At 72.3% G+C, this 12,680-nt stretch carries 11 protein-coding genes and 1 pseudogene; 1 reads left to right on the top strand and 11 read right to left on the bottom strand.

The features are described 5' to 3' along the window. Nucleotides 1-25 precede the first annotated feature (25 nt). Nucleotides 26-733 carry a DNA polymerase beta superfamily protein gene (locus tag ACIO3R_RS33340; RefSeq protein WP_402110771.1) on the top strand — a complete coding sequence of 236 codons (708 nt, stop codon included), beginning with the start codon at nt 26-28 and terminating at the stop codon, nt 731-733. A 50-nt stretch (nt 734-783) separates the two neighbouring features. Here the strand turns inward: ACIO3R_RS33340 and ACIO3R_RS33335 are convergent. The 11 genes and pseudogenes from ACIO3R_RS33335 to ACIO3R_RS33285 form a co-directional block, all read right to left on the bottom strand. After that, a pseudogene (locus ACIO3R_RS33335) lies at nt 784-1,118 on the bottom strand (DNA polymerase beta superfamily protein); the annotation flags it as partial. Between the two features lie 3 nt (nt 1,119-1,121). After that, nucleotides 1,122-2,144 carry an ADP-ribosylglycohydrolase family protein gene (locus tag ACIO3R_RS33330; RefSeq protein ID WP_363025445.1) on the bottom strand — a complete coding sequence of 341 codons (1,023 nt, stop codon included), beginning with the start codon at nt 2,142-2,144 and terminating at the stop codon, nt 1,122-1,124. Continuing rightward, complete coding sequence (locus ACIO3R_RS33325) at nt 2,141-2,875, bottom strand: NUDIX domain-containing protein (RefSeq protein WP_385039019.1); 735 nt, start codon at nt 2,873-2,875, stop codon at nt 2,141-2,143. Before ACIO3R_RS33325 ends, ACIO3R_RS33330 begins: the two co-directional genes overlap by 4 nt. Next, nucleotides 2,872-3,951 carry an AAA family ATPase gene (locus ACIO3R_RS33320; protein ID WP_385039022.1) on the bottom strand — a complete coding sequence of 360 codons (1,080 nt, stop codon included), beginning with the start codon at nt 3,949-3,951 and terminating at the stop codon, nt 2,872-2,874. The genes ACIO3R_RS33325 and ACIO3R_RS33320 overlap by 4 nt, the downstream gene beginning before the upstream one ends. 133 nt (nt 3,952-4,084) lie before the next feature. Beyond that, entirely contained in the window at nt 4,085-5,260 is a 1,176-nt protein-coding gene (locus ACIO3R_RS33315) for a pseudouridine synthase (protein ID WP_402110768.1), read from the bottom strand. Continuing rightward, entirely contained in the window at nt 5,260-5,907 is a 648-nt protein-coding gene (gene scpB / locus ACIO3R_RS33310; RefSeq protein WP_402110767.1) for an SMC-Scp complex subunit ScpB, read from the bottom strand. Before scpB ends, ACIO3R_RS33315 begins: the two co-directional genes overlap by 1 nt. Continuing rightward, nucleotides 5,904-6,989, bottom strand: a complete 1,086-nt coding sequence (locus ACIO3R_RS33305) for a segregation and condensation protein A (RefSeq protein WP_402110765.1) — start codon at nt 6,987-6,989, stop codon at nt 5,904-5,906. The genes scpB and ACIO3R_RS33305 overlap by 4 nt, the downstream gene beginning before the upstream one ends. A 77-nt stretch (nt 6,990-7,066) precedes the next feature. After that, nucleotides 7,067-7,657: a hypothetical protein gene (locus ACIO3R_RS33300; protein ID WP_385039036.1), complete on the bottom strand. Its 591-nt coding sequence runs from the start codon at nt 7,655-7,657 to the stop codon at nt 7,067-7,069. Continuing rightward, the gene (locus ACIO3R_RS33295) at nt 7,654-8,772 is read right to left on the bottom strand and encodes a ParA family protein (protein ID WP_123468964.1); all 1,119 of its coding nucleotides are present in this window, start codon (nt 8,770-8,772) and stop codon (nt 7,654-7,656) included. The genes ACIO3R_RS33300 and ACIO3R_RS33295 overlap by 4 nt, the downstream gene beginning before the upstream one ends. A 401-nt stretch (nt 8,773-9,173) precedes the next feature. Continuing rightward, complete coding sequence (gene ald, locus ACIO3R_RS33290) at nt 9,174-10,289, bottom strand: alanine dehydrogenase (protein WP_385036532.1); 1,116 nt, start codon at nt 10,287-10,289, stop codon at nt 9,174-9,176. Nucleotides 10,290-10,431: 142 nt separating this feature from the next. Further along, nucleotides 10,432-12,495 (bottom strand): tetratricopeptide repeat protein, encoded by a 2,064-nt coding sequence (locus tag ACIO3R_RS33285; RefSeq protein WP_402110763.1) that lies wholly within the window; start codon nt 12,493-12,495, stop codon nt 10,432-10,434. Between the last annotated feature and the right edge of the window lie 185 nt (nt 12,496-12,680).

Here is a 12,680-nt window from a genome sequence, read left to right as displayed (position 1 = left end):
GAAGTCGCTCGCGTACCCTCCCCGCATGATCACTCCCTCCGACGAGGCGCTGGTGCGCGACCACACCGTGTACTCCTGCGTGATGGGCTCGCGCGCCTTCGGGCTCGCCACGGACGGCAGCGACACCGACCGGCGGGGGGTCTTCCTCGCGCCGACCCCGCTGTTCTGGCGGTTCGACAAGCCTCCGCCCCATATCGAGGGGCCGGCCGAGGAGCAGTTCTCCTGGGAGCTGGAGCGCTTCTGCGAACTGGCGCTGCGGGCCAACCCCAATGTGCTGGAGTGCCTGCACTCGCCCCTGGTGGACCGGGCCGACGCGACCGGCCGCGAGCTCCTCTCGCTGCGCGGGGCGTTCCTGTCCCGGCAGGCCCACGGGACCTTCGTCCGCTACGCGCTGGGCCAGCGCCGGAAGCTGGACGCGGACGTGCGCCAGTACGGGGCGCCGCGCTGGAAGCACGCCATGCATCTGCTGCGGCTGCTGGCGAGCGGCCGGGATCTGCTGCGGACGGGAGAGCTCACGATCGACGTGGGCGCGGACCGCGAGGAGCTGCTGGCGGTCAAGCGGGGCGAGGTGCCCTGGCCGGAGGTGGAGCGGCGCATGAAGCGGCTGGCCGAGGAGAACGACGCGGCCGCCCCCGCGTCCCCGCTGCCCGCGGAGCCGGACCGGGCCCGGATCGAGGACTTCCTGATCCGCGCCCGGCGGGCGTCGGCGCTCCGGGCCCCGGAGGCCTGCTGAGCGCCCCGGCGGCCCCCGGCGCGCCCGGCCGGTGACGGCTCAGGCGGCCGAGGGCCGCGCAGCCGCTCCCGTGCACAGCCGTTCGGCTTCAGCGTCAGCCGGACGAACGTGCGCAGGTCAGGTGGGTGACCAGGGCCGTCTCCACGCCGTCCCGGTCCCACATCCGCGAGCGGGTCTCCCGCGGCTCGCGCAGCCCGGCGAGATCCTCGGCGGGCAGGAGGTGGACCCCCCGCAGGTCCACGTCCGAATCCCGGGAGGGGAACCCGTACAGGTGCGCGCCGGAGACCGTGGCGAACAGCAGGGGGTATCGCTCACCGGTGACGACCGGGCCGAGGCCGGTGACCGGCAGCCCGGTGTTCTGGAGGTGTGTCATGTCCGCACCCATGGCTCATGAGTCCCAGAGTGCCCCCAGTGACAGCAGGTCGCTGCGGTACTCGATCCGCTCCGACCACTCCTTGGGCCAGGCCCCCGAGCCCAGGTGCGCCCCGGCGAGTGCGCCGGTCAGACAGCCGAGCGAGTCCGAGTCGCCCCGGGTGCAGGCGGCACGGCGCAGAGCGGTGACCGGTTCGTCGGGGAAGAGCAGGAAGCAGTGCAGGGCGGTGGCGAGGGCGTCCTCCGCGACCCAGCCGTCTCCGGTCGCCTCGCAGGGATCGGTCTCCGGGGACGGGTCGCGCAGCGCGTCCTGGACGCGTTCCAGCGCGGTGAGGCACTCCTCCCAGCCCCGCTGGATGTAGAGCTCCGGCGAGGAGTCGCCCGCGTAGCGCCAGAGGTCGCCGAGCCAGCGCGTGAGGTAGTGGCTGCTGTTCTCGTACGCGTAGCTGCGCAGCTGCCCGATCAGGCCCACCGGTTCCGCGCCCTGCGCCAGCAGGTACACCGCGCGGGCCATCAGGTCGGACGCGGCGAGCGCGGTCGGGTGTCCGTGGGTGAGGGCCGCCTGCAACTGGGCGGCTCCGGCGCGCTGTTCGTCGCTCAGTCCGGGCACGAGTCCGACGGGTGCGACCCGCATGTTGGCGCCGCACCCCTTGGAGCCGGTCTGGCTGGCCTCCTGCCAGATCCGGTCGCTGTCGAGCATCCGGCAGGCGGTCATGCAGGTGCGGCCGGGGGCGCGGTTGTTGTCGGGCGAGTGGTACCAGTCGACGAACTCGTCGCGCACCGGGCGCACCAGCCGCAGCGGGGTGAGCAGTCCGCGGTCCATGGCGGCGCGGATGCCGCGGCCCAGGGCCAGGGTCATCTGGGTGTCGTCGCTGACGACGGCCGGCCTCGGCAGCCGCATCTGGCGCCACGGCCCGCACTTGGCGAGGATCGAGGGGACGTTGTTGAACTCGGTCGGGAAGCCCAGGGCGTCGCCGAGCGCGAGCCCGGTCAGCGCACCGGTGGCGGCCTGTTTGGTGATGGTCCTGGTCACGATCACGTACTTCTTCCTTCCGGTCGCAGCAGTGGGGGGTGCAGGGCGGTCGCGGCGCCCGCCCGGTAGAGGGCGGCCGGTTTCCCGCGTCCGCCGGTGCGGCGCGGTGACCCTTCCACGGCCTGGACGAAGCCGGGTGTGGTGAGGACCTTGCGCCGGAAATTGGGCCGGTCCAGCTCGACGCCCCAGACCGTCTCGTACACCTGCTGGAGTTCCCCCAGGGTGAATTCGGGCGGGCAGAACGCGGTGGCCAGGCAGGTGTACTCGAGTTTGGCGCCGATCCTGATCTGTGCGTCGGCGAGGATGCGGTCGTGGTCGAAGGCGAGCGTGCCGAGTTCCCCGGCATCCCACCACCCGGCGCTGGCCGCGTCGCCGCCGCCGTGCGGTTCGGGCAGATCGGGTACGAGCGCGGTATAGGCGACGGACACGACGCGCATCCTCGGGTCGCGGTCGGGGTCGCTGTAGGTCCTGAGCTGTTCCAGGTGGAGGGCCGAGACGGTGTCCTCGCTCAGCCCGGTCTCCTCGGCCAGCTCCCGGCGGGCCGCGCTCCCGGCGGACTCGCGGGGCAGGACGAAGCCGCCGGGCAGCGCCCAACGGCCCTTGTACGGGTCCGCGCCCCGCTCGACGAGCAGGACGTGCAGGCGGGTCTCGCGGACCGTGAAGACGGCCAGGTCGACGGTGACCGCGAACGGTTCGAAGGCGTGCGGGTCGTAGCCCTCGGGGGCGGCGCCGCTCATCGCCGCTCCGGGAGGGGCGGGGTGAAGTCCCAGCCCTTGGCGAGCAGGGCGTCGACCGCCTCGACGGCCGTGGCAAGGCGCTCCTGGCGGCTTCCGGTGAGTTCGATGAAGTTCCTTCCGGTACGGGTGAGTTCGGCGCGGTAGCGGTCGGTCATCCAGGGCCGCAGCTCCTCGCCGTCGCGCAGCCCGTCGTCCTCGAAGGCGACGCCCTCGTGGTCGGTGAGCAGCCACAGGTGACGGGTGATCCGGTCGGCCGCGCGCTCGACGAGCGGGTTGCGGCCGCCGACGTACCGCTCGTGCCGGACCGTGGTGGCGAAGGAGTCGGTGTCGCAGACGAGCACCGGGGATCCGGTGCGGGCGGCCGCCTCCTCCCTGGCGTTCTGGACCTCGGCCATCAGCGGGAAGTCGTCGGTGGTGAGGACGACGTCCTCCCACTGGGCCCGCGGCCAATGGGCGCGCAGCGCGGCCAGCTTCTGTTCGCCGAACTCGCGCCCGTACTCGGCGACGCACCCGGTGAGCGCCCAGACGCCGCCGCGCCGGCGGTAGTGGGCGGCGAGGGCGCGGGCCAGGGTGGTGGTGCCGGTGGAGTCGGCGCCCAGGACGACGATCCGGCGGGTGAGCGCGGCCCGCACCGGCGGTTCGAGGAAGTCCCAGCAGCCCGCGGGGTCCTCGCGCACGGCGGTACCGCAGACCGGGAAGACCGTGCGGCCGGGGTCGACGCGGACGGGCTCGGCCCCCAGGCGGCGGGCGAGTGCGTCCCCGTACGGCTCCGAGGTGAAGACGGCGTCCACGGGCTCGGGCACGGCGGTGGTGAGTGCCGCCAGCCGGGCGTCCCGGATCGCGGGGTCGTGGAGTTCCGTCCGGGTGTCGTCGACGGCGCCCACCACCGTCACGTCCGGGTGCACCTCGCGCATCCAGGCGACCCGGTCGGCGAGCGGGACGGATTCCGCCGAGGCGGCGCGGACCAGTACGGTCAGCCGCTCGCAGCGGTCCTGGGCGGTCCGGACGAGGTGGTGGTGGCCGGCGTGCGGCGGATAGAACCGGCCGAGGACCAGTCCGTGCGCGAAACGGTTCACCTGACCCCCGTACCTTAATGGTCATTCTGACTATAAAGGTCGAACGCGGGTAGCAAAAGGCCCGCGGCCGGTTCTGTCCGAAAATCGGAGTACAGGAACCGGTCGCGGGCCGTGAGCCGCGGGTGCGGGCGGTCTACAGACCGACCTCGCGCATCAGCATGCCCACCTCGGTGTTGGTGAGCCGGCGCAGCCAGCCCGACTTCTGGTCGCCCAGCGGGATCGGTCCGAACCCGGTCCGCACCAGCCGCTCGACCGGGAAGCCGGCCTCGGCCAGCATCCGGCGGACGATGTGCTTGCGGCCCTCGTGGAGGGTCACCTCGACCAGGTAGTTCTTGCCGGTGTTCTCGACGACGCGGAAGTGGTCGGCGCGGGCGTACCCGTCCTCCAGCTGGATGCCGTCCTTGAGCCGCTTGCCCAGGTCACGCGGGAGCGGTCCCTGGATGGCGGCCAGGTAGGTCTTCTTCACGCCGTACCGGGGGTGGGTGAGACGGTGGGCCAGCTCACCGTGGTTGGTGAGCATGATGATGCCCTCGGTCTCGGTGTCGAGCCGGCCGACGTGGAAGAGACGCGTCTCACGGTTGGTGACGTAGTCGCCGAGGCACTGGCGGCCGTCCGGGTCCTCCATGGAGGAGACGACGCCGGCCGGCTTGTTCAGCGCGAAGAACAGGTACGACTGGGTGGCCACGGTCAGGCCGTCGACCTTGATCTCGTCCCTGTTCACGTCGACGCGCATGCCCTGCTCGACGACGATCTCGCCGTTCACCTCGACGCGGGACTGGTCGATCAGCTCCTCGCACGAGCGGCGCGAGCCCATTCCCGCACGGGCCAGCACCTTCTGCAGGCGCTCGCCCTCCTCCTCGGCACCCGGGTTGGTCCTGGGCGTCTTGATCTCGGGCTTGTCCGCGTACCTGTCGCGGTTGCGCTGCTCGATCTTGGCGTCGAGCTCGCGCGGGCGGGCGGGGGCGCCGTACGGGGCACGCCGGCCGCCGCTCTTGGAGCCGCTCGTCGCCGCCTTCGGGCCGCCCTTGGCGCCGCCGCGGGCCGCCGCGCCGCGGCCCTTGCGGGTGCCGCCGTCGCCGCCCGGCTTGTCGTTGCCGACGTCGTAGCGGCGCTCCTCGGGCCTGGGACGGCGGGGGCGCTCGTCCTGCTTGTCGTCGCGACCGGATCCGGAGACCCGGGGGTTCGGGTTGCCGGTCCTGCCGCCACCGCCACCGCTGCGGGCGCCGCCGCCGCTGTTGCCGCCGCTCCTGCCGGCGCCGCTCCTGCCGCCGCCGCTGCCGCTTCCGCTGTTCCTGCCACTGCTTCGCATCAAAATTCCGTCTTGTCGTCTGCGTGAGTATCCGGGGTGTCCGGTGCGTCCGGATCGAACGACGGCACACCCTCTAGCGTCTCAGCCTCGATCGCGTCCGCCTCGGGGAGGAAGGGCGCGAGCTCCGGGAGCTCGTCCAGGCCACGCAGGCCCATTCGCTCCAGAAAGTAGTTCGTCGTCCTGTACAGGATCGCACCTGTTTCGGGTTCCGCGCCCGCCTCCTCCACCAGCCCCCTCTGCAACAGGGTCCGCATGACCCCATCACAGTTCACGCCGCGCACCGCGGAGACCCGGGAACGGCTCACCGGCTGCCGGTAGGCGACCACCGCGAGGGTCTCCAGCGCCGCCTGGGTGAGACGGGCGTGCTGGCCGTCCAGGACGAAGCCCTCGACCGCCGCCGCGTACTCCGGGCGGGTGTAGAACCGCCAGCCGCCCGCGACCAGCCTGAGGTCGAAGCCGCGGCGCTGCACGGTGTACTCGTCGGCCAGCTCGCGCAACGCGTCGGCGACGGCCCGCCTGGGCCGCTCCAGCACCTTGGCCAGGTGCTCCTCGGTGGCGGGCTCGTCCACGACCATGAGGACGGCCTCCAGGGCGGGCCTGAGATCGAGGTCCGCGACGGCGGACCCGGTGACGTCCTGCTCGCTCATGCCTTCACACCCTGCTGCTCGTCCCGCACGTGCGGTGCCTCCTGGTCGAACTCGTCCGTCACGAGGGGCTCGGCCCCCGGCTCCCCGGCCCAGCGCACCATGAGCTCCCCCAGTGCCTCGTCCTGGTCCAGGACGACGGCCTTCTCCCGGTAGAGCTCCAGCAGCGCGAGGAACCGGGCGACGACGGTGAGGGTGTCCGGGGCGTCCTCGGTCAGCTGCTGAAAACTGATCTCGCCCGCCTCCCGCAGCCGCGTCATCACGATCCCGGCCTGCTCGCGCACGCTGACCAGCGGGGCGTGGATGTGGTCGACGTAGACCTGCGGGCGGGCTCTGGGCTGCATCGCCTTCACGGCCAGCCGGGCGAAGCCCTCGGGCCCGATGCTGATCACGACGTCGGGCAGCAGCTCCGCGTGGTGCGGTTCCAGTCCGACGGTACGGGGGAAGCGGCGGCCCTCCGACGCGAGGCGGGCGCTGAAGATCTCGGCGACGCGCTTGTACGCGCGGTACTGCAACAGCCGCGCGAAGAGCAGGTCCCTGGCTTCGAGCAGCGCCAGGTCCCCCTCGTCCTCCACCTCGGCGGTGGGCAGCAGCCGGGCGGCCTTGAGGTCCAGGAGGGTCGCCGCGACGACGAGGAACTCGGTGGTCTGGTCCAGGTCCCAGTCCGGCCCCATGGCCCGGATGTGGACCATGAACTCGTCGGTGACCTTGGACAGGGCGACCTCGGTCACATCCAGCTTGTGCTTGGAGATGAGCTGGAGCAGCAGATCGAACGGCCCCTCGAAGTTCGCCAGCCGAACGGTGAAACGACCGTCGTCGGCCGCGGGGACGGGGACGGCGGCCGCGGGGGCGGTGATCCCGGTCGCGGGGGCCGGGGTGTCCGGGGACTCCGGAGCATCGTCCGGTGCTTCCGGTGCTTCCGGTGCTTCCGGGAGCGTTTCACCGGCTTCGGCGGGGAGGGGCGGGGCGGCGGACTCCGCCTCCGCACCGTCGTCGTTCCCCGCCCGTCCGGGCACGGGCCCGCCCCCCGGCCCGCGGCCCAGCGGGCGGCGGGTGGTGCGGGCGGGCTCGTCGGGTGGGGGCATGAGGATCCAGGGTGCGGCGGGACACGGGCGACGGACGGCGGCCCGCCCTCCGGGGCAGGCTACCGGCGCCGCGCCCGTCAGCGGCCGCGCAGCCGCCGTACGAGGATGCTCGCGTCGCCCCGCGACTCCAGGTCGGCGAGGACGACGGCGACCGCCTCACGGACGATCCGCCCGCGGTCGATGGCCAGCCCGTGTTCGCCGCGCAGCACCAGCCGCGCGTGTTCGAGATCCATCAGCTCCTCGGCGGAGACGTAGACCGTGATCTTCTCGTCGTGGCGCTCCCGGCCGCTGGGCCGCCGGTTCGCACCGCGCCCGCCACCGCGTCTGCGCTGCTGCTGGACGACGGGTGCGGGAACCGGCTCCTGCGAGGACGGCGGCTGCGGACGGCGTCCGGCCTGCGCGGCCACCGCCATCCGGTCGTTCTCCCCGCCGCGGCTGCGCGAATCGCCCGCGTCGGCCCTGGCCGCGGAGTGTTCCTCCTGTGTGGCGGGAGCCGTCGCCCCGGAGCCCGGCCCCGGGGCGTCGGCCCCGGAATCGCTCTCGCCGGCCGTCGGTGCGGGCACCCGGGACTCGCCGTTCGCCTTGCGCCGCCGTTCCGCGGGGGACGAGGACTGCAGCCCCATCCCCCCGGTGGTACGGAACAGTTCGTCGGCCCCCGGCAGACTCACTCGGCGTGACACCGGGCGAGCACCTCCCTGGCGAGCTGGCGATAGGCGGCGGCACCGACCGAGTTGGACGCGTACGTGGTGATGGGCTCGCCGGCGACCGTGGTCTCCGGGAAGCGCACCGTGCGCCCGATGACGGTGTGGTAGACGTGATCGTCGAAGGCCTCGACGACACGCGCGAGGACCTCGCGGCTGTGCACCGTACGGGAGTCGTACATGGTGGCGAGGATGCCGTCCAGCTCCAGTTCCGGGTTGAGCCGTTCCTGGACCTTCTCGATGGTCTCGGTGAGCAGCGCCACGCCTCGCAGGGCGAAGAACTCGCACTCGAGCGGCACTATCACCTTGTGCGCGGCCGTCAGGGCGTTCACGGTGAGCAGGCCCAGCGAGGGCTGGCAGTCGATCACGATGTAGTCGTAGTCGGCCATCAGCGGCTTCAGGGCACGCTGCAGGGTGGATTCCCGGGCGACCTCGCTGACCAGCTGGACCTCGGCCGCCGACAGGTCGATGTTGCTCGGCAGCAGGTCCATGTTGGGCACGGCGGTCTTCAGGAGGACCTCGTCGGCCGCCATGCCCCGCTCCATGAGCAGGTTGTAGACGGTGAGGTCGAGTTCCATCGGGTTCACGCCGAGACCGACCGACAGGGCTCCCTGCGGGTCGAAGTCGACGAGCAGGACCCGCCGTCCGTACTCCGCGAGCGCGGCACCCAGATTGATGGTCGACGTGGTCTTGCCGACGCCGCCCTTCTGGTTGCACATCGCGATGATCTTCGCGGGGCCGTGATCGGTCAGCGGGCCCGGGATCGGGAAGTAGGGCAGGGGCCGGCCGGTCGGGCCGACTCGCTCGCGGCGCTGCCGGGCGGCGTCGGGCGCGAGCGTGGCCGCGTACTCCGGATCGGGCTCGTACTCGGCGTCGGGGTCGTAGAAGCGCCCCTGGGGCGCCTCGTCGAAGTCGGCGAAGTGGGCGGTGTCCCGGCCACTCTCGTTGCCGGCCATGGCGTTCACGTGTAGGCCGTCCATCATCTGGGGGGCTGTCGTCATGTGCTGGTGGGTGGCGAAGGTGCGGACAGCGACGGAGCCGACAGCCTCCAGCCCGTTCGGGCTCTGGCCCCGTGCAGGCATCCCTGGATGAACACCCCCGGGAGTAAATGTCGACTCATTCACAAGTCGTCTTACCTCCTTGGACGTGACCAGGAAACTTATCGATAGGTCAGCGTGGCACCATGCCGACGATTGGCGACTCTATGGCGTGTCACCGGTCCGCAGCAACACAATCCGCCGGACCCGGCCCGATGTGTCGGCAATCGAACACCCCTCTGTCAAGGGTGCGCAGCCCCCCGGGCGCGCTTTTCACGGGTGCACGAATCGGTTAAAGGGTTACGTTCGAGACGAGTTGCGCGGGGCCCGCGGGAGCGCGGACACGCGTCCGGCCGGACCTTGCTCGGCAAGGTCCGGCCGGACGCACGAGGTTGACGGGACACGGAAAGGAACCCCTCCCACGCCCGCCGGGAGGTGGGGGACCGTCAGCCGAGAAGCGTGCTCAGTTCGACGTGGTCGAGGCCGTGCGCCTCCGCCACCTCGCGGTAAACGACCTGTCCGTCATGGGTGTTGAGGCCCTTGGCCAGTGCGGCGTCACGGCGCAGCGCCTCGGCCCAGCCCCGGTTCGCGAGCTCCACGATGTAGGGCAGCGTCGCGTTGGTGAGGGCGTACGTGGAGGTGTTCGGCACCGCGCCCGGCATGTTGGCGACGCAGTAGAAGACCGAGTCGTGAACCATGAAGATCGGCTCGGCGTGCGTCGTCGGGTGGGAGTCCTCGAAGCAACCACCCTGATCAATTGCAATGTCGACAAGTACACTTCCGGGCTTCATCTTGGCGACGAGCTCGTTGGTGACCAGCTTCGGGGCCTTCGCGCCGGGGATCAGCACGGCGCCGACGACCAGGTCCGCCTCGACGACGGCCTTCTCCAGCTCGAAGGCGTTGGAGACGACGGTCTGCACCTTGGTGCCGAAGATCCGGTCGGCCTCGCGGAGCTTGTTGATGTCCTTGTCGAGCAGCGTGACGTGGAAGCCGAGACCGACGGCGATCTGTGTGGCGTTCCAGCCGGAGACACCGCCGCCGATGACGACGGCCCGCCCGGCGGCCGTGCCCGGGACGCCGCCGGGCAGCACACCGCGGCCGCCGACCGAACGCATCAGGTGGTACGCGCCGACCTGCGGGGCCAGCCGGCCCGCGACCTCGGACATCGGGGCGAGCAGCGGCAGCGCGCGGTTCGCGGTCTCGACGGTCTCGTAGGCGATGGCGGTGGTGCCGGACTCCAGCAGCGCGTCCGTGCAGGCGCGGGAGGCGGCGAGGTGCAGGTACGTGAAGAGGGTCTGGCCCTTGCGGAGGCGGTGGTACTCCTCCGCGACCGGCTCCTTGACCTTCAGCAGCAGGTCGGCGGTGGCCCAGACCTCGTCGGCGGTGGGCAGGATCCGCGCCCCGGCGGCGACGTACTCCTCGTCCGTGATGGAGGAGCCGGCCCCGGCGCTCTCCTCGACGACGACCTGGTGGCCGTGACGGACGAGCTCGTGCACACCGGCAGGCGTGATCGCCACGCGGAACTCGTTGTTCTTGACTTCGCGGGGGATGCCGACCTTCACGTCGATCACGGTCCTTGGCTCAGAGGGTCACCGGGCACAGCAGTACATACCCGCATATACGCAGCGTAAATGGAGACACCGCGAACACCCGCGGCAAAGCCAGTCTAATGAAGGGCTTCCCGCTGTCTAGCCTTACAAAGCATTAATTTTCCGTCGACCGACTACGGATTTCGTAGGCTGCGCTCTCCTCACCCAGCAATCTGTCGGCCGTACTCCGATGCAGCCCCGCGGCGGCGGGGTCACCGAGCCGGTCCAGCGTGTCGGCCAGCCGCAGCTCAAGGGCGGCCTGCAGCCGTACGTCCTTGGCCTGGCGCGCCCACTCCACGGCCTGCCGGCAGGTGTGCAGCGACTCCTGGGGACGGCCCGCGTACTCCTGGACCCGGGCGACCTCGCTGAGCGCCCGTGCCTGGGCGGGCAGATCGCCGAGCCTGCGGTAGCCGGCCGCCGCGGCCCGCCAGTTCCGCAGCGCCTCGCCGTACCGCCCGGAGTAGGTGTGGACGGTGCCCAGCCGCCCGTACAGCCGTGCCTCGTCGGCCTTCTCGCCCTGGGTGAGCCGCTGGGCGAGCGCCCGGCCGTACCAGTCGGAGGCCCGGTGGAAGTCCCCGAGCTCCGCGTAGGCGCCGCCCACGGATTCCATCGCGCGTCCGGTGGCGTACGGGTCCTTCGCGGCCCGTCCGGCATCGAGCGCGGCCCGGTAGCGGGCGAGCGCCTCCCGGGTCCGGCCGGTCCCGGCGTCCAGATCGGCGAGGTTGAGCAGGGCCGCCGCCCGTTCGCGCGGCAGCTCGCGCCGTTCGGCGACCGCGAGCACCAGACCGTGCAGTCCGTACAGCTCGGGTGCGGCCGCCTCCGTGCCTTCGTGCACCGCCAGCGCCCGCACCAGTGCGGCCACCAACCGCCGGGCCAGCGTGTCGAGTTCACCGTCCTGTACGGCGATCCTGGCGGAGGCGAGCAGTGCGGGGCGGCGGATCCGCAGCCATGCGGCGGCGGCCTCGGGGCCGGGGAAGCGCAGCGAGCGCGGCAGCCCGGCGAGTCTGCGCCGGGCCGGGGAGCCCTCGGGCTCGGTGACCGCCCGGCAGGACTGGAGCCGGCGCACCGTCCGCTCCAGCATCCTCGCCTGCGCGAGCTGGATCTCGGCCGGCCGGTCCCGGTCCTCCAGGAGCGCCCGCAGCAGCGGGGCCAGGCAGCCGGGCACCTCGTACTGGGGCTGGCCTGCCCCGTCGCCGCGCAGCACGCCGAGCCGCACGAAGTCGTCGAGCGTGGTCTGCGCGGCCGAGACGGAGCAGCCGGCCAGGGCGGACGCGGTGTGGGCGTCGGCGAGTCCGGCGGGGGCGAGGGAGAGCAGCCGCAGTATCCGGGCGGCGGTCGGCGGCAGTGAGTCGTGGATCAGCCGGAAGGCACGGGCCAGCGGGCGGGCGCCGGTGGGCTGCCCGGTGTCGTCCGGCAGTTCCCGCAGCTGCTTGGTGACGTCGGCCACCGAGGCGGTCGGGTGCGCGGCCAGCCAGCCCCCGACCATGACGAGTGCGGCGGGCTGTCCCCCGCACTCCTCGGCCAGGGTCTCGGCGGTCCGCGGATCGACGGTGATGCGGACCTGTCCGATGGTGCGGGCGAGCAGCCGGACGGCAGGGCCCGCCTCCAGTCCGCCGATGGTGCAGGGCCGGACGCCGGGGATTCCGGTCAGCGGGCCCTGCGCGGTCGCGACGACCAGGCAGTCCGGGTTGTCCGGAAGCAGCGGGTCGACCTGTCCGGCGTCCGGTGCGTCGTCGATCAGCAGCAGGGCCCGGCGGACGGCGAGGGCCTCGCGGACCATCCCGGACAGTTCGTCCTCGTCCGCGCCGGGCGGTCCCACCACGTCCAGCTGGCCCAGCAGGTCCCGGGCGGCGCGTTCGGTGGGGACCGGGGCGCCGCCCGGTTCGGTGAGGCGGACGCGGAGCAGGCCGTCGGGGTAGTCGCCGGTGGCGAGCAGCCGCCGGGTGAGTTCACCGGCCAGCGCGGTGCGGCCGGAACCGGGGCGTCCGGCGATCAGCAGGACCCGGGCCCGGCCGCTCTTGCGCCCGGCCATGGTGTCCAGTCCGGCCCGTTCGATATCGGCCCGGAGTTCCTTCAACTCGCGCTCGCGCCCGAAGAACTGAGTTGGTTCGGCGGCTTCCGGCTCCTCGGTCCCCGGCGCCTCGGCCGGGCCGCTGGTGTCCACCGCCTGATCCGTCACGGGCCACGCTCCACTTCGCTGCACGCGTCGCCCGCCGGGACTCCGGTCAGGGCATTCCGAGCGTAGTTCAGGCGAGTGGGCGAATCCGGTGGAGCGCGGCGGACAGGTCCCCCGATCGGATCAGCATCTTTTCCGATCGGAGGTGATCCGGGAGGGTCCGCGAGGGTCCGGGAGGGGCCGTAAGC

The organism is Streptomyces sp. NPDC087428, from assembly GCF_044744085.1.
GTDB lineage: Bacteria > Actinomycetota > Actinomycetes > Streptomycetales > Streptomycetaceae > Streptomyces.
Note: the sequence above shows the minus strand (reverse complement) of the source record. Positions and strands in the feature narration are given on the sequence as shown.